Genomic DNA, 16,521 nt, shown 5'->3' with positions numbered 1-16,521 from the left:
GTCGTACAGGAGGAGCGGACCGGCGCACGGGGAGTCAGCGGGGCCCGCTGACTCCCCGTGCGGCGAGTACTACCTGCCCTCCACCTTCCAGTTCACGGTGGCGTTGTTGCCGCTGCCGTTGCTACGGGTCATCTTGAAGGCTCCGTCGGTGCCGTCCTCGTCGTACTTGTTGCTGCCGACGAAGGGGTTGTCCCAGTGGACCCGGACCTGCTTGCGGTTGAGCGAGCTGTTGCTGCACTCGTAGGCGGTGAACTCGGCCCGCCCTTCGGTGCCCGTCATGAAGCCGCTGCTCTCCGACTCCCAGGTGATGGTCTGCCCGTCGGAGACGTCCCTCGGGACGCCGTTGGTCCAGATGCCGTGGTCCAGCGAGGAGGCCGTGTTGACGAGGATGCAGCCGGTTCTGTTCTCGAAGTACACCTTCGTGCTGCGCGCGGCGTTCGCGCCAGCATCGGTCGCGTTGGCCGGAGCCGCCAGGACGACCGTGGACGCGGCAGCCGCGAGCGCCACTCCCACGCCTACCACCTTGATCTTGAACATGGTTCCACCTTCGGTCAGGGACGGATGCGTCCGCGTGTGCTGTGACTGCTTTCGCCCCTCACGGAAGCCGAGGGGGACCCACGCGGACTCAACAACGCCTCAACATCCCTGGCCCGTACAGCAATTGGGCATAGGCTCCGGGGGCCGCCGGGGCTGGCGAGCCTCTACTCGACCCCGTCGGCCACCGCGTCCAGGGCGTCGAGGAGTTCGGGGGTGACGAAGCCCTCGACCGGGCAGGCGCCGGAGAGCGTGGAGAAGTACCGGTCGGTGAGTTCACCGCTGGTGACGAGCGCCTGGAGCAGGTCCAGGTGGTGGGCGGGCGGGTTCAGTTCGGCGGTCTTCAGGGTGCTCTTGTAGTCCGGGAGCAGCATCCGCGTGCGTCTCTCCGCGAACTCCTCCAGCGCCTTGTCCAGGCGCGTCGGATCCTCCAACTCGTCGCCAAGGCAGTCGGCCAGGAGCTGCGCCTGGAGGAAGGCGTCGGTGATGCCGCGGGCGGTGATGGAGTCCTTGTGGTGACCGGCGTCGCCGACGAGGGCCCAGCCGGGTCCGGCGGCCCGGCGGAAGAAGTTCAACTGGCTGCCGGTGCCGAAGAGCCGGTCGATCTGCTCGCCCTGGGCCATCTCCGCCCGTACGTCGGGCGCGGTCGCCTCGACGGCGTCCAGCAGGGCCCGCTGGCCTCCGCTTCTGACCCGGGCGAACTTGGCTTGCGGGAAGTACGCGGCGACCAGCGTCGCACCGTCGTTCGTCGGCACGGTGCCGACCCAGTTTCCCCGCTTCTGGTACAGCCGGAAGCGGGTCGGCAGTCCGGTCCAGTACCCGTAGTAGCAGCAGGTGAGCGGCGGCGCCTCGACCTCGTAGGGCGCCTTGGCCCGCGCCGCCACCGTCGACCGCATGCCGTCGGCGCCGATCACCAGGCGGGCGTGTTCCGTAGTCTCGGCACCGCCGCCCGCGCGCAGGCGGACGCCCACGACGCGGTCCTCCGCGAAGACGAGATCGGTGAGCGCGCAGTCCTCCCGGAACTCCACACCCGCTTCGACGGCGGCACGTGCCAGGATCTGATCGATCAGGAACCGGCGCGGCGCGTACGCCGCCGCATGGCCGTCCACGGGCCACGACGCCCCCTCGATCCGCACGCCGCCGTAGCTGTAGGCGACCCGGTCCAGCGGCGGGCATCCGGTGTCCATGACGTCGGGCAGGACGCCCCAGGCGCCGAGACGCGCGATGCCGGGCTGGTGGATGTACAGGGTCGACAGCGTGTCCTTGGGGAACGTGCTCCGCTCGGCCATGAGCACGCGGTATCCGGCCCGCGCGAGCAGCATCGCGGTGGGAGAACCGGCACACCGCCCTCCGATCACTATCACGTCGTACACGAAGAGCTCCTTTGTCCTGCGGCGGTCTCGCGGGGAAAGCGCGCGACGGGGCGTCCGGCGCGCGGGGCGATGCGGGCGTGGAGGCACATCAGGCGCGGTTCCGCGCCTGATGTGCCTCCCCTTTCGGAACGGGGTGGGCGGGTCGGGACGGATCTGGCCGCCGCTAGTCGGGCATGGCCTCGCGCAGGGTCCGGGGCCGCAGGTCGGTCCAGTTCAGCTCGATGTGGTCCAGGCACCGTTGGCGGTCCTGCGGGCCGAAGACGCTCCGCCAGCCGTCAGGCACGTCGGCGAACGACGGCCACAGCGAGTGCTGGTTCTCCGCGTTGACCAGGACGAGGAAGACACCGGACTCGTCGTCGAAGGGGTTCGTTTGCGTCGAGGCGTCCGGGTTCGCGTTCGATGAGGAGTTCGTGTTCGTCGAGCGGTTCGCGTTCGTTGTGGGGGTCGTGTTCGTTGAGGGGGTCGCGTTCACAGACAGCTCCTATGCTTCGAGGAATCGCGTGACGATGGCGGAGATCTCGGCCGCGTGCCGCGGCGAGGTCATGCCAATGTGGGTGGCGTGGATGTCGTAGGCGTGTACGTCGCCGTCCACGTGCGGCTCCCACAACGCGGCTTCGGCGTCGGGGGTGAGGGTCGCGTTGAAGAACAGTGCCGTGCCCCGGTAGACCGGCTGGGTGAACTCCCGCATGAGGCGGGCGTGTTCGGTGGCCAGGGTCGCCCCGTTCTCCACGAGGGACCGGCGGGCGGGGTCGTGTTCGTCCCCGGGCAGGTGCTCCAGGAGGGCCGCGCGTGCCTCGGCGCGGCTGAGCACCGGCCCCCGTTCGGCGAACCAGCCGCTCGGCACTGCGTCCAGGAGCGCGATCACCGGCACCTCGTGTCCCCGGCTCTGCAGTGCGGCAGCGACCGCGTGGGCGAGGGGGCCGCCCAGGGAGTGGCCGATCAGGGTGAACGGCCCTTCGGGCTGGACGGCGAGGATCTGCTCCAGGTAGTCGGCGACCATCTCGGCGATGGACTCCGGCAGCGGGGAGCCGTCGAAGCCGCGGGCCTGGATGCCGTAGACCGGCCGGTCGCCGAGCCGCCCCGCCATCCCCAGGTACGGCCAGCACAGGCCGACTCCGGGGTGGATGAACCACACGGGCGCGCCGCTTCCGCCCGCCTTCAGGGGCAGCACGACCCCGTACGGGTCGCTGTGCTCGTCCGGTTCGGCCCCGCCGTTCAGGTACGCGGCCAGGCCCGCGACCGTCCGGTTCTCGAAGATCACCCGCATGGGTACGTCGGTCCCGAGTTCCGTGCGGATGCGGCCGATCAGCCGGGTGGCCAGCAGTGAGTGACCACCCCGCGCGAAGAAGTCGTCGTCGATGCCGACCGCGGGCAGCGAGAGCACCTCGGCGAAAAGCCCGCACAGCACGTCCTCACGCCGGTCGCGCGGTCCGCGTCCGGTGGTCGCCCGAGAGCCGTGGTCGGGTGCGGGCAGCGCGCGCCGGTCCAGTTTGCCGTTCGGGGTGAGGGGGAGTTCGGCGAGCGCGACGAAGGCGACCGGCACCATGTAGTCCGGCAGGCGCTCCCGCACGTACGCGCGCAGCACCTCCGCCAGCGGCTCGGCGCCGCGGGTTTCCTCCGGGCCGTGGGCGAGCGGCCCCTCGGCGCGCGCCCTGGCCGCGTCGGCTCGGGCGCTCGCCCTGGTCGCGTCGGCTTCGGCTGTGCCGTCGTCCGGGACCACGTACGCGACGAGGCGGTGGTCCCCCGGCCGGTCCTCCCGTGCCACGACGACTGCCTGTCCGACGTCCGGGTGCGTGACGAGCACCGACTCGACCTCCCCGAGTTCGATGCGGAAGCCCCGCACCTTCACCTGGTGGTCGGCCCGGCCCACATAGGTGAGGACGCCGTCGCCGCGCCACTTCACGAGGTCACCGGTGCGGTAGACGCGTTCGCCCCTGCCGAACGGGCTCGCCACGAAACGCTCCGCCGTGAGACCCGGCCTGCCCTGGTATCCGCGCGCCAGGCCCGCGCCCGCGAGGTACAGCTCGCCGACGACGTCCGCGGCCACCGGACGCAGCATCCGGTCCAGTACGTACGCCTGGGTGTTGCCGAGCGGCGTGCCGATGGGCGGGTTCCCGTCGCCCGCGGTCACGCGTGCCGCGGTGGACCAGATGGTGGTTTCCGTGGGCCCGTACACGTTGATGACGTCGCGCGCGTGCGCGCTCAGGGCGGCCGCGAGCGCGGCGGGCAGCGCCTCGCCGCCGACCAGCACGCGCAGGCCGCGCGGCGCTTCGGCCCGGTGGTGCACGAGCAGCTGCCACAGCGTGGGCGTCGCCTGCATCACGGTGATGCCGTGGTGCTCCACCAGTTCCAGTACGGCGGCGGGGTCGGCGCCGATCTCCTTGGGCGCGATCACCACGCGAGCCCCGGAGACCAGCGGCAGGAACAGCTCCAGTGCCGCGATGTCGAAGGCGACCGTGGTCACCGCGAGCAGCCGGTCGTCGGGGGCCAGCGGGACCCTGCCGCCCATCGACGCCAGCAGGTTGCCGAGGGCCCCGTGGGAGACCACGACTCCCTTGGGCCGCCCGGTGGAGCCGGAGGTGTAGATCACGTACGCCGCGTTCGCCGTGACCACGGGGGCGGTGCGCGGCCTGGTGCCGGGGTAGGCGCTGAGGTCCGCCGGGAGCGTGTCCGCGGTGAGGTTCAGGACCGGCTCGGCGTCGTCGAGGACGTGTGCGACGCGGGTCCGCGGGTGGTCCGGGTCGATCGGTACGTAGGTGCCGCCCGCCTTGAGTACGGCGAGGAGCGCGACGACCAGGTCGGCGGAGCGGGGCAGCGTCACGGCGACGGTGGACTCCGGGCCCACGCCGCGCTCCAGCAGATGGTGCGCGAGCTGGTTCACGCGCATGTCGAGCTGCCCGTAGGTGTACGTCACGTCACCGCAGACCACGGCCACCGCGTGCGGGGTGGCTGCCGCGCGCCGTTCGAACAGCTCGGTGACGGGGGCGTCCGGCACGTCCTCGGCCGTGTCGTTCACCGCGACGAGCAGTCGCTGCCGCTCCCCCGGCTCCAGGATGTCGACGTCCCTGACGGGGGTGTCCGGGTTGGCGGCGATCTGCTGGAGCACCCGGCCGAGGCGCCCGGCGATCTGCCGGACCTGGTCCTCGTCGTACATGGTGTCCTGGTACTGGAGGCCCATGCGCAGGTGCGGGGAGGCGTCGGCGCCGACGATGAGGGGGTAGTGGGTGCCGCTGGAGGCACGCAGGCCGGTGACGGCGATGCCCGCGGTGGCGTTGGCGTCGCTCATGCCCGCGTGGTCCACGGGGAACGACTCGAACAGCACGATGGTGTCGAAGAGCGTGCTGAGCCCGGTGGCGCTCTGGATGTCCGCGAGGCCGTAGTGGTGGTGGTCGAGCAGCGCGGTCTGCCGGTGCTGGAGGCCGGTCAGCAGGTCGGCGAGGGTTTCGCCGGGGCTGGCGGCGAGGCGCACGGGCAGGGTGTTGATGAACAGGCCGACCATGGAGTCGACGCCGTTCACGGACGGCGGGCGCCCGGACACGGTCGCGCCGAAGGTGACGTCGTCGCGGCCGGTGAGGTGTCCGAGGACCAGGCCCCAGGCGCCCTGCACCACGGTGTTGAGCGGTGATGCCAAGCTCGGCGGCGCGCCGCCCCAGGGCACGGGCGTCTTCCGCGGGAAGGGGCACCTCGACCAAAGCGCAGGCGGCCCTGCTCTTCGGTGACGCCGGGGGCCAGCAGCGTGGGTTCCTCCACCCCTTCCAGTTCCCTGGCCCAGGCGTCAGCGGCCGCCTGCCGGTCCTGGCGGCCGAGCCAGGTCGAGGAACTCCTTGTAGCCGCGCACGCCCGGCAGCGCGGTGGTGTCGCCCCGGGTGCCGTACAGGCGCAGCAGGTCGCTGATGAGCAGCGGGAAGGACCAGCCGTCGTAGAGCACGTGGTGGGCGCTGAACACCAGCTCATAGCGCGTGGTCGTCCAGCTTGACCAGGCACATCCGCAGCAGGGGCGCGGCCGCCGGGTCGAAGTGGGTGACCTCGTCCTCGGCGAGCAGCCGCCTCGAACGCGGCATCGCGTTCGGCTTCCGGCAGGTGGCTGAGGTCGATCTCGCGCCAGGGCAGTACGGCGCCGTCGACGATGAGCTGGACCTGCTGGCCGCGCGTGTCGCTGACGAACGCCGCCCGCAGGTTCGCGTGCCGTTCCAGCAGCGCCTGCCCGGCCGCGCGCAGGCGGTCCGGTTCGACGCTGCCGGACAGGTGCAGGACGAGCTGGATGTGGTACGCGTCCCGGGCCTCGGCGTCGCTGGCGGCACCCAGCAGGCTGTGGAACAGCAGGCCTGTCTTGCGTCGACGTCAGCGGCCAGATGTCCGACAGGCCTGGATACTGCCGCTCCCAGATGTCGATCGTCGGCTTGGTCGACGTTGACGAGGGGGATGTCGGAGGGGGTGAGGCCGCCCGCGCCGGGTTGGGCCGTGTGCTGGACGAGGCCGTGGAGGGCCTGGCGCCACAGGTCGGCGAGGTGCTGGACGTCGTCGTGGGTGAGGACGCCGGTGGGGAAGCCGATGCTGGCGGCCAGTTCGGGCCCCTGGGCGGTGTCGGCGACGTACGCGGAGAAGTCCACGGTGGCCAGGGCGGGCATGTCGGCGTTGAGGTCGGCGATCAGGTCGTCGGTGTCGGCGGCGATGCTCCAGCCCAGGCCGCGCAGTTCCTCGGGCATGTCCTCGGCGGAGAAGCGGCCCAGGTAGTTGAAGGAGATCTGCCCGGTCGAACGGCCCGCGAGGGCGGGGGCGGTGTCGGGGTTGAGGTAGCGCAGCAGGCCGAAGCCGATGCCCTTGTCGGGGACGGCCGCCAGCTGTTCCTTGACCGCCTTGATGACCCCGCCCGCCGCGCTGCCGCCCGCGAAGGCGTCCGCCACGTCGAACCCGGCCACATCGAGCCGGACGGGGAACATGCTGGTGAACCAGCCCACCGTGCGGGACAGATCCGCGCCGGGGACCACCTGTTCCTCACGGCCGTGGCCCTCGAGCCGGATCAGCGTCGAAGGCTCGTCCACGCCGCGTTCGGCGCGCCAGCGTGTCACCGCCAGCGCGAGCGCGGCCAGCAGACCATCGTTCACGCCGCCGTGGATACGCGGCCGGGAGGCTGGTGAGGACCGCTTCGCGTGACCGCCACCGGCAGTTTGATGTGTACGGATCTCGACGGTGGCGGTCACGTCGACCGCCGGGTCGAGGGCCCGTGAGCCCATCACCGGGTCCGGGCCTGCCAGAGCACGCTGTCCCACAGCGGTAGTTCGGCGGTGCGGGCCTCGGTGAGCGCTTCGTCGCGCATCGCGTGGGCCCAACGGCGCAGCGAGGTGCCGATGGGGTCGAGCCTGGGGGTGCGGCCTGCTGTGACGTCGTTCCAGGCGGCGGCGAGGTCCGGTACCAGGATGCGCCAGGACACGCCGTCGACGACCAGGTGGTGCAGGACCACGATCAGTCGGCCCGCCGCGCCGGGTGCGTCGAGCCACACGAACTGCGCCATCACGCCCGCAGCCGGGTCCAACCGCCCGGTCGCGGCGTCCAGTTCGGCGCGAGCGCGGTCCTTCCAGCCCGCCGTATCCCAGGCACCGTCGCACTCCACACGGTGGAGGAGCGCGGCGACGTCCACCGTGCCGGGCGCGGTCACTTCCAGAGCGCCCTCGCCGTCGGTGAGCAGCCGCGAGCGCAGTCCGTCGTGGGCGTCGATGACGGCGGTGAGGGTGGCGATCAGGCCCGCCTCATCGATGCCCTGGGGCAGGTCCAGGACGGTGGACATGGAGAACCGGTCCGTGTTCTCCCCCAGTTCGCCGGTCATATAGCGGGCGATGGGCAGCAGCGGCATCCACCCCACCCCGCCGCCCTCCAGCTCGGCCAGGACCGCGCCTGCACCCGCGAGGCGGTTCTCCACCGCCGCCAGGGCCAGCTCGCCCACGGTGCGGCGCTCGAAGATCTGCCGCGGGGTGATCTCCACACCCTGGGCCTTGGCCCGGGAGACCACCTGGATCGAGCGGATGGAATCCCCGCCCACGGCGAAGAAGTCATCATCCACACCCACCCGGCCCAGGCCCAGAACCTCGGCATACACCCCCGCCAGGACCCGCTCCTCCTCGGTGCGCGGCGCCCGGTACTCCCCGGCGGTGAACTCCGGCCGCGGCAGCGCCCGCCGCTCCAGCTTCCCGTTCGGCGCCAGCGGCAGCCTCTCCAGCACCACGAACACCGACGGCACCATGAACTCCGGCAGCCGCCCCGCCACATACCGGCGCAACTCCTCCACCGACACCCCAGCCGTCAGGTCAATATCGGCGTTCACATCCTCAACCAGCTCGCCCGCGGGGACCACATAGCCGACCAGCTGCTTGCTGCCGCGCCCCTCCACGACCGTCACCACGGCCTGGGCAACCCCCGGGTGCCCGGCCAGGCACGCCTCCACCTCACCGGGCTCGATACGGATACCGCGCACCTTCACCTGCGCGTCATCCCGCCCCACATACTCCAGCTGCCCCTCAGCCGTCCACCGGACCAGATCACCGGTGCGGTACATCCGCGACCCGGCAGGACCGTAAGGGTCGGCGACGAACCGGTCCGCCGTCAGGTCAGCCCGCCCGAAGTAGCCACGCGCCACATTCCCCGCCACATACAGCTCCCCCACAACCCCCACCGGCACGGGCGCGAGCCCGGACCCCAGGACGTAGGCACGCATGTTGCCCAGCGGAGCACCGATCGGCGCACTGGCCTGACCATCCCACGCGGCCTCAGCGGGAAGCGCGAACGTCGTCGCGTAGAACGACTCCGTCTGCCCATAGGCATTGACCACCCGCACACCCGGAATCGCCTCACGCGTGCGCGCCACCAGAGACGCAGGCAGCGCCTCACCGGCAAACACCACCGACTGCACATCCAGTTGGCCCTCGACCTGCTCAAGCAGCTCGGCGAACACCGACGGCACCGTCGACACCACCCCGCCGCTCCAGCCACCGCGCTCACCGATGACGAGGACGTCGCGGGCCACCTCCACGGTGCCGCCCTGGCTGAGCGTCGTCACCGTCTCGAAGACCGACACGTCGAAGTTGATCGACGTCGCGGCGAGCATACGGGTACGGGAGTCGATGCCCACCGACGCGGCGAGGCGCAGGACGCCATTGACCACGTTGTGGTGGGTGACCGCCACGCCCTTCGGCGTACCCGTCGAGCCGGACGTGTACATCACATACGCCACATGGTCCGGCCGCAGTACGGAGGTCCGGTCCGCGTCGGTGACCTTCTGGGCGCCGGGCTTCGGCTCAAGGTCGAGGTCGTCAACGAACAGACGCGGCACATCGCTCTCCGGTAGCACGCCGACCGTGTCCGCGTCGGTGAGCAGCAGCGTCGGCCGCGCGTCCGCGAGGATGTGGTCCAGGCGCGTACTCGGGTACCTCGGGTCGATCGGCAGGTACGCGCCGCCCGCCTTCAGCACGCCCAGCAACGCCACGACCAGCTCGGCCGAGCGCGGCAGCGCCAGACCCACCACCGACTCCGGACCCACCCCACGCCCGATCAGCACCCGCGCCAACAGGTTCGGCGCGGGCGTCCGAGGTCGGCGTACGACCACTCCACGTCCCTCGAAGACGACCAGCGACGGTCGCGTCCGGGGTCTGCTCGCCGCCTGCCGCTCGAACAGGCCGGGCATGTGTGACGTCCGGCGTTTCGGCGCCGCCGTGTCGTTGAAGGCACGCGGAGCACCAGGTCCCGCTCGTCGGCCTCGACGAGTTCGACGGCTGCCGACACGCTGTTCGGGGTCGGCGGCCAGCAGTTCCACGACGCGCAGGAACCGATCGGTGATCGTCTGAGCGGTGGCACGGTCGAACAGATCGGTGGCGTACTCCAGATGCCCCACCACGCCGTAGCCGGGGATGTCGGCCATGTTGAAGAACAAGTCGAACTTCGCGCTCTCGTTGCGGATCCGCTCGAAGCTGACCTCCAGACCAGGCAGCGCGAAGTCGTCCCGGTTGAAGTTCTGCCAGGCGAACATCACCTGGAACAACGGCGAATACGCCGTGGAGCGCTCCGGGTTGAGCACCTCCACCAGCCGCTCGAACGGCACATCCTGATTGTCGTACGCCGCGACCGACTTCTCCCGCGCCTGGTCCAGCAGGTCCACGAACCGCGGATTGCCCGACAGGTCAGCGCGCAGCACCCAGGTGTTGACGAAGAACCCGACCAGGTCGGCGAGCAGGTCATCGGTACGGCCCGCGATCGGCGAGCCGACCGTGATGTCATCGCCGCCGCCCAGGCCGTGCAGCAGCACCGTCAACGCCGACTGAAGCACCATCGAGGCGGTCGCGCCCCGGCCCTGGGCCAGCTCCTCGACCTGGTCCATCACCGCCCGGTCCAGACGGAACTCCACCGTCGCACCCCGGTGGCTGGCCCGCGGCGGACGCGGCCGGTCGGCAGGAAGCCGCAACGGCTGCGGCACCCCCGCCAACTCCGCACGCCAGTACTCGACCTGAGCCGCCTGCACACTCTCCGGGTCATCCTCATCACCCAGCAGCTCACGCTGCCACAACGTGTAGTCCACGTATTGCACCGGCAGGTCTTCCCAGGCTGGAGGACTGGTTCTCCAGACGCGGCGGTGTAGGCGGCGTCCGAGATCCCGGGCCAGCGGGCCCATGGACACGCCGTCGCTGACGATGTGGTGGAACAACAGCAGCAGGACATACTCCTCAGGCCCGCACCGGAAGACCGTGGCCCGGGTCGGCACCTCCCCCGCCAGATCGAAGCGGTACCCGGCGGCCTCCGCCAACGCGTCCGCCACACCCTCCGGCGCCACCTCCACCACCGGCACCTCAACGCGCACCTCACCAGCGGGCAGCACCCGCTGGAACGGCACCCCCTGACTGTCGTCGACGATCAGCGTGCGCAGGCTCTCATGGCGGGCCACCACATCGTTGACCGCCGCCTCCAGCGCGGCCACATCCAGCGAACCCGACAAGCGCAGCGGGAAGGGTGTGTTGTAGGTAGCCGACGGCCCCTCGAAACGGTCGATGAACCACAGCCGCCGCTGCGCGAACGACAACGGCACCGTCTCAGGACGCTCCTCCACCCGCGCCAGCTGCGGACGCACCCTGTCGCCCTGGCCCAGGTGCCCGGCCAGCTCCGCCACCGTCGGCGACTCAAACACCACCCGGATGGGAATTTCGGCGCCCAACGTCGTACGGATGCGGCTCACCAGCCGCGTCGCAAGGAGTGAATGGCCGCCGACGGTGAAGAAGTTGTCGTCGATGCCGACCCGCTCCAGGCCCAGTACCTCGGCGAACAGGCCGCACAGGGCCTCCTCTTGCGGGGTGCGCGGGGCCCGGTAGACCGTGCCGGTGAACTCCGGTTCCGGCAGCGCCCGCCGGTCCAGCTTCCCGTTCGGCGCCAGCGGCAGCCTCTCCAGCACCACAAACGCCGACGGCACCATGAACTCCGGCAACCGCCCACCCAGGAACGCCCGCAGCTCCGCAACATCCACCGCGCCCTCCACGGGCACCACATACGCCACCAGACGCTTGTCAGCCGCGCCCTGCGCAACAACGGCACCCTGCGCCACACCCGGGTGCGCCACCAGCACGGCCTCGACCTCACCCGGCTCAATGCGGAAGCCCCGCACCTTCACCTGGGAGTCACCCCGGCCCACATACTCGATCTGCCCGTCAGACCGTCCACCGCGCCAGATCACCGGTGCGATACATCCGCGAGCCCGCAGGCCCATACGGGTCGGCGACAAAACGGTCCGCCGTCAGGTCAGCCCGCCCGAAGTAGCCACGCGCCACATTCCCCGCGACATACAGCTCCCCCACGACCCCCACCGGCACGGGCGCGAGCCCGGACCCGAGGACGTAGGTGCGCATGTTGCCCAGCGGAGCGCCGATCGGGGCGCTGCCTCGACCCTCCCACTCCTGCCCGGCCGGGAGCGCGAACGTCGTCGCGTAGAACGACTCCGTCTGGCCGTAGGCGTTGACCACCCGCACACCGGGCAGCGCCTCACGCGCGCGCGCCACCAGGGAGGCGGGCAGCGCCTCACCGGCGAACACCACCGACTGCACATCCAGTTGGCCCTCGACCTGCTCAAGCAGCTCGGCGAACACCGACGGCACCGTCGACACCACCCCGCCGCTCCAGCCACCGCGCTCACCCACGACCAGCACGTCCCGGGCCACCTCGAGCAGTGCCGCTCGTCGGCTGAGCGTCGCGACCGTCTCGAAGACCGACACGTCGAAATTGATCGACGTCGCGGCGAGCGTGCGCGTGCCGGAGCCGACACCGACGCGGTCCACGAGCCGGGTGACGCCGTTGACCACGTTGTGGTGGGTGACCGCCACGCCCTTCGGCGTGCCCGTCGAGCCAGAGGTGTACATCACGTACGCCACATGATCCGGCCTGAGCACCCCACGGCGCTCGGCATCGGACACCGGCGCACCCGGACCGGACACCAGGTCGACATCGCCCACGAACAGGCGCGGCACATCGCTCTCCGGCAGCACACCGACCGTGTCCGCGTCCGTCAGCAGCAGCGTCGGCCGCGCGTCCGCGAGGATGTGATCCAGGCGCATGCTCGGATACTTCGGGTCGATCGGCAGATACGCGCCGCCCGCCTTCAGGACGCCGAGCAACGCCACGACCAGCTCGGCCGAACGCGGCAGCGCCAGGCCCACCACCGACTCCGGACCCACTCCGCGCCCGATCAGCTCCCGCGCCAGCCGGTTCGCGCGGGCGTCCAACTCGGCATACGACTGCTCCACGTCACCTCGTCGCACGTCACCGCGAGGGCTTGTCCGGTGTGGCCGCCACCTGTCGTTCGACGAGGCCGGGAATGGTCAGTGCGGGTGTGGGCACCGCGGTGTCGTTGACGTCGGTGACGCAGGACCAGTTGACGCTCGTCGGCGTGCCAGGACGTCCACGGCGGCCGATCAGGCGCTCTCGCGGGTCCTGGGCCACATGGAGTCAGGACGCGGGCGAAGCGCGCGGGCGATCGCCTCGACTGTCCGCTCCGCGGGCGAGCAGGTGGTGCTGGTACTGGAGGCTGAGCCCTCAGGTGCGGTTCGGCGACGGCGCACGACGACCAGCGGGTAGTGGGTGCCGCTGCGCGGGCTGATGCCGGTCACCGAGAGTCCGGCCGCGGAGTGCGCCTCGCTGAGGGCGACGCTGTCGATCGGGATAGGACTCGAAGACGACCAGGGTGTCGAACAGCGAGTGCGCAGCCCGGTGGCGCGGTGCAGGTCGCTGGAGACCGATGATGGTGGTGGTCCAGCAGCGTGCTCTGTCTGCTCCTGCAGGTTTCCGAGGGCGGCGGCGAGCGGCTGCGCGCGGGCGCCCGGTCCACGCGTACCGGCACGGTGTTGATGAACAGGCCGACCATCTCGTCGATGCCCGGCACCTGCGGGCGGACGGCCGGAGACCGTGGCGCCGAACACCACGTCGCGGCGGCCCGTCAGCTCGCCGAGGAGCAGGCCCCACGCGCCCTGCACCACGGTGTTCAGGGTGAGGCCCAGGTCGCTCGGCGCGGCGGGCGAGGTCGCGGGCCTGCTCGGGGGTCAGCGGTACATCGACCTGGCCGATGCCGAGCGGGCTCGGCGTTCCGTGGACGGCTGGCGGCAGCGAGCAGGGTGGGCTCGTCGAGGCCGTCCAGCTCTCGCGGCCCAGGCCGTCGGTCGTCCGCCCGCGTGGTCCTGCTGGCCGAGCCACGGCCAGGAAGTCGCGGTAGGCGCGGGCCCGCGCCAGGCGCGGCCGGCGTCCGTCGGCGGAGGCGTACAGGCGCAGCAGGTCCGGTGAGGAGCAGCGGCACCGACCAGCCGTCGAACAGGACGTGGTTGGACGGTGAGCACCAGGTCCGCCGGTGTCGGCGGTCTGAGCGTGAGCAGGGACAGCCGCAGCAGCGGGCCGCGGTGCGCGGGTCGAAGTGCAGGTGCGGTGGTCCGTCGGCCAGGAAGCGTGCGCGCCGCTCGGCGTCGCGCTCCGGCGCCGGTGCAGGCCGCTCAGGTCGTCGTCGCAGCCAGGGCAGTGCGACGTGGTCCTGGACGAGCTGGACCTGGTCGCCCGTCGCTGGTCGGTGGCGAACGCGGCGCTGCAGGTTGGCGTGCCGGTCGAGGAGGGCCTGCCCGGCGGCGCGCATCCGGTCGCGGCTCGACGCGCGCCGGACGAGGTGGAACGATGAACTGCATCTGGTACGCGTCGTAACTCGGCGTCGGCCAGGGCGGCGTGGAAGAGCAGGCCCGGACTGGGCGGCGGTGAGCGGCCAGATGTCGGTGACACGCCGGGGTAGCGCCGCTCGACCAGCTGTCCGATGTTCGCCCTGGCTCGACCCGTCACCAGCGGCACGTCGGACGGGGTGAGGCCGCCCGCGCCGGGCTGCTCGACGTGCCGGGCGAGGCCCTTCGAGGGCCGTCGCGCCACAGGTCGGCCAGCTCGTCGCGCCTCGGTCCGCGTGAGACAGACGCCGGTGGCGAAGTCGAGGCGGGCGGCCAGGCTGCGGGCCCTCGTTCGGTGTCGAGACACGTAGGGCGGTGACGTTGAAGACGGGGCCAGCGCGGGCATGTCCGCGGCGAGGCCGCGCCACCAGGTCGACGGTGCCGTCGGCCTGGGTGAAGCCGAGGCCGGTCGCCGGTGCTCGGGATGTCCGTGGACTGCGGGGACGCTCGAGAAGCGGCCGAGGTAGTTGAAGGCGATCTGGCCGGTGGCGTGGCGGCCGCAGGATCGTCGGCGGTCTCGCGGGTTCAGATAGCGCAGCAGGCCGTAGCCGAGGCCCTTGTCGGGCACGGCGAGCAGACTGTTCCTTGACGGCCTTGACGGCGGCCCCGGCGGCCGGGCCGCCGGTGAAGGCCTCGTCGACGTCGATGCCGGCGATGTCGAGGCGCAGTGGGAACATGCTGGTGAACCAGCCCACGGTGCGGGTCAGGTCGGCGCCGGGCGCCGCCGGCTTCCTCGCGGCCGTGGCCTTCGAGGCGCAGCAGGACGCGCGGACTCGTCGACGCCGCGCGCGCGCGCGCCAGCTGGGTGACGGCGAGGGCGAGGGCGGCGAGCAGGCCGTCGTTGACGCCGCCGCGGTAGGCGGCGGGCAGCCTTGGTCAGGAGCGCTTCGGTGGCCGGGACCGGCACGCGTACCAGGTGCGCGTGGCCGACGGTGGCCATGGTGTCGGTGGCGGGGTCGAGGAGGTCGGCTGCCCAGGACTCGGGGTCGGGGTCCGGTGACGATGGAGCGTCCACCGGTCCAGCTCGGCGGTGCGCCCGCGCGGCTGGCGGCCTCGTCGCGCGAGGGCGTGCGACCAGCGGCGGACGGAGGTGCCCACGGGTGGCGAGCACCGCGCTCGCTGGCCCGCCTCGGACGTGCTTCCCAGGCCTCGACGAGGTCGGGCAGCAGCACGCGCCAGGATACGCCGTCGACGGCGAAGTGGTGCAGGACGGCGATGCAGGCGGTCCGGCGCGTTCGGCACCGGCGTCGAACCAGACGAACCGCGCCATGGACTCCGGCCCGCGGCGTCGAGGCGGTCGGCGGCGGCGTCCAGTTCGGCGGTGCGCGGCCCGCGCGCGCCAGGCGTCGTCCCAGACGCCGTCGCAGGTCAGGACGCGGTGGATCAGCGGAGGGCACGTCGACGGTCCCGGGCGCGGCCACCTCCAGGACGTCGCCGTTGCCGTCATCGCGGTCGACCGTCGGTGACCAGGCGTGGAGCGGAGCATGTCGTGCCGTGTCGAAGACCGCCGTGAGTGTCGCGGTCGAGGCCGGGCGCGTCGATGCCGACTGGGCAGGTCCACCGTCATCGACATGCTGAAACGGTTCAGGCCGGTGCCCAGGTCCAGCAGGTAGTGGCCCATCGGCGGCAGCGGCAGGAAGCCCGATGCCGCCGCCGTCCAGCTCCTCCAGGACCGGCCGGGCCGGGCTGCCGCCGCTGAGGCGACTCTCGGCGAGTTCGGCGACCGTGCGGGCACTCGAAGATCTGGCGGGGGCTGACGTCCACGCCGTGGGCGCGGGCCCGGGAGACGACCTGGATGGAGCGGATGGAGTCGCCGCCGACGGCGAAGAAGTCGTCGTCGACGCCGACCCGGTCCAGGCCCAGGACCTCGGCGTACGCGGCGGCGAGCGTCTCCTCCACCGGCCCGCGCGGGGCCCGGTAGGTGCCGCCGGTGGGCTCGGGTTCCGGGAGCGCGGCCGCGGTCGAGCTTGCCGTTCGGGGCCAGGGGGAGCCGGTCCAGCATGACGTACGCCGCGGGCACCATGAACGCGGGCAGCCGGTCGGCGACGAACCCGCGCAGGTCGCGTGCGGACACCGCGGCCGTCAGGTCCACGTTCAGGTCGCCCAGGCTGTCGACCGTGCCGAGCCCCGACTCTCCCGCGGTCACCGGCACCACGTAGGCGACGAGCCGGGTGGTGCCCCGTTCCTCGTGCGTGACCACCACCGCTTGCGTGACGGCCGGGTGGGCGGTGAGCGCGGCCTCGATCTCGTCGGGTTCGATGCGGAAGCCGCGCACCTTCACCTGGGCGTCGCCGCGGCCCGCGTACTCCAGCTGGCCCTCGGCGTTCCAGCGGGCCAGGTCACCGGTGCGGTACATGCGGGCGCCGGGCGGGCCGAAGGGGTCCGCCACGAACCGTTCG

General features: G+C 71.8%; 9 protein-coding genes and 4 pseudogenes. 1 reads left to right on the top strand and 12 read right to left on the bottom strand.

Annotated features, from left to right (window positions below; translation table 11 throughout):
- Positions 1–69 precede the first annotated feature (69 nt).
- From ACOBQU_RS38705 to ACOBQU_RS38660, 10 genes and pseudogenes are all read right to left on the bottom strand, one after another.
- Positions 70–537 (bottom strand): aegerolysin family protein, encoded by a 468-nt coding sequence (locus ACOBQU_RS38705; RefSeq protein ID WP_423634106.1) that lies wholly within the window; start codon positions 535–537, stop codon positions 70–72.
- 164 nt (positions 538–701) lie between these two features.
- Positions 702–1,907: an FAD-dependent oxidoreductase gene (locus tag ACOBQU_RS38700; protein ID WP_423634104.1), complete on the bottom strand. Its 1,206-nt coding sequence runs from the start codon at positions 1,905–1,907 to the stop codon at positions 702–704.
- A 163-nt stretch (positions 1,908–2,070) separates the two neighbouring features.
- A pseudogene (locus tag ACOBQU_RS38695) lies at positions 2,071–2,277 on the bottom strand (MbtH family protein); the annotation flags it as partial.
- A 111-nt stretch (positions 2,278–2,388) separates the two neighbouring features.
- A complete protein-coding gene (locus tag ACOBQU_RS38690) occupies positions 2,389–5,538 on the bottom strand; it encodes a non-ribosomal peptide synthetase (protein ID WP_423634102.1) in 3,150 nt (1,049 codons plus the stop codon).
- Positions 5,539–5,682: 144 nt separating this feature from the next.
- The gene (locus ACOBQU_RS38685) at positions 5,683–5,853 is read right to left on the bottom strand and encodes a condensation domain-containing protein (protein WP_423634100.1); all 171 of its coding nucleotides are present in this window, start codon (positions 5,851–5,853) and stop codon (positions 5,683–5,685) included.
- A 131-nt stretch (positions 5,854–5,984) separates the two neighbouring features.
- Positions 5,985–6,152, bottom strand: a pseudogene (locus ACOBQU_RS38680) (hypothetical protein); the annotation flags it as partial.
- Between the two features lie 209 nt (positions 6,153–6,361).
- Positions 6,362–7,141, bottom strand: a pseudogene (locus ACOBQU_RS38675) (condensation domain-containing protein); the annotation flags it as partial.
- Positions 7,141–11,550 carry an amino acid adenylation domain-containing protein gene (locus ACOBQU_RS38670; RefSeq protein ID WP_423634098.1) on the bottom strand — a complete coding sequence of 1,470 codons (4,410 nt, stop codon included), beginning with the start codon at positions 11,548–11,550 and terminating at the stop codon, positions 7,141–7,143. The gene ACOBQU_RS38670 and the pseudogene ACOBQU_RS38675, both read right to left, overlap by 1 nt.
- Positions 11,551–11,587: 37 nt before the next feature.
- Positions 11,588–12,676 carry an amino acid adenylation domain-containing protein gene (locus ACOBQU_RS38665; protein WP_423634096.1) on the bottom strand — a complete coding sequence of 363 codons (1,089 nt, stop codon included), beginning with the start codon at positions 12,674–12,676 and terminating at the stop codon, positions 11,588–11,590.
- Between the two features lie 16 nt (positions 12,677–12,692).
- Entirely contained in the window at positions 12,693–12,872 is a 180-nt protein-coding gene (locus ACOBQU_RS38660; RefSeq protein WP_423634094.1) for a hypothetical protein, read from the bottom strand.
- Positions 12,873–13,941: 1,069 nt separating this feature from the next.
- On the opposite strand from ACOBQU_RS38660, the gene ACOBQU_RS38655 reads away from it, so the two are divergent.
- Positions 13,942–14,088: a hypothetical protein gene (locus tag ACOBQU_RS38655; RefSeq protein ID WP_423634093.1), complete on the top strand. Its 147-nt coding sequence runs from the start codon at positions 13,942–13,944 to the stop codon at positions 14,086–14,088.
- A 1,618-nt stretch (positions 14,089–15,706) separates the two neighbouring features.
- Here the strand turns inward: ACOBQU_RS38655 and ACOBQU_RS38650 are convergent.
- Complete coding sequence (locus ACOBQU_RS38650; RefSeq protein ID WP_423634091.1) at positions 15,707–16,021, bottom strand: phosphopantetheine-binding protein; 315 nt, start codon at positions 16,019–16,021, stop codon at positions 15,707–15,709.
- Positions 16,022–16,148: 127 nt separating this feature from the next.
- A pseudogene (locus ACOBQU_RS38645) lies at positions 16,149–16,478 on the bottom strand (AMP-binding enzyme); the annotation flags it as partial.
- Between the last annotated feature and the right edge of the window lie 43 nt (positions 16,479–16,521).

It is taken from the genome of Streptomyces sp. G45 (genome assembly GCF_049542095.1).
GTDB lineage: Bacteria > Actinomycetota > Actinomycetes > Streptomycetales > Streptomycetaceae > Streptomyces.
This window is presented reverse-complemented; position numbering and strand designations above follow the sequence as displayed.

Coding starts and splice junctions, on each gene's coding strand:
- ACOBQU_RS38705 (WP_423634106.1), bottom strand. CDS start 537: ATGTTCAAGATCAAGGTGGTAGGCGTGGGAGTGGCGCTCGCGGCTGCC.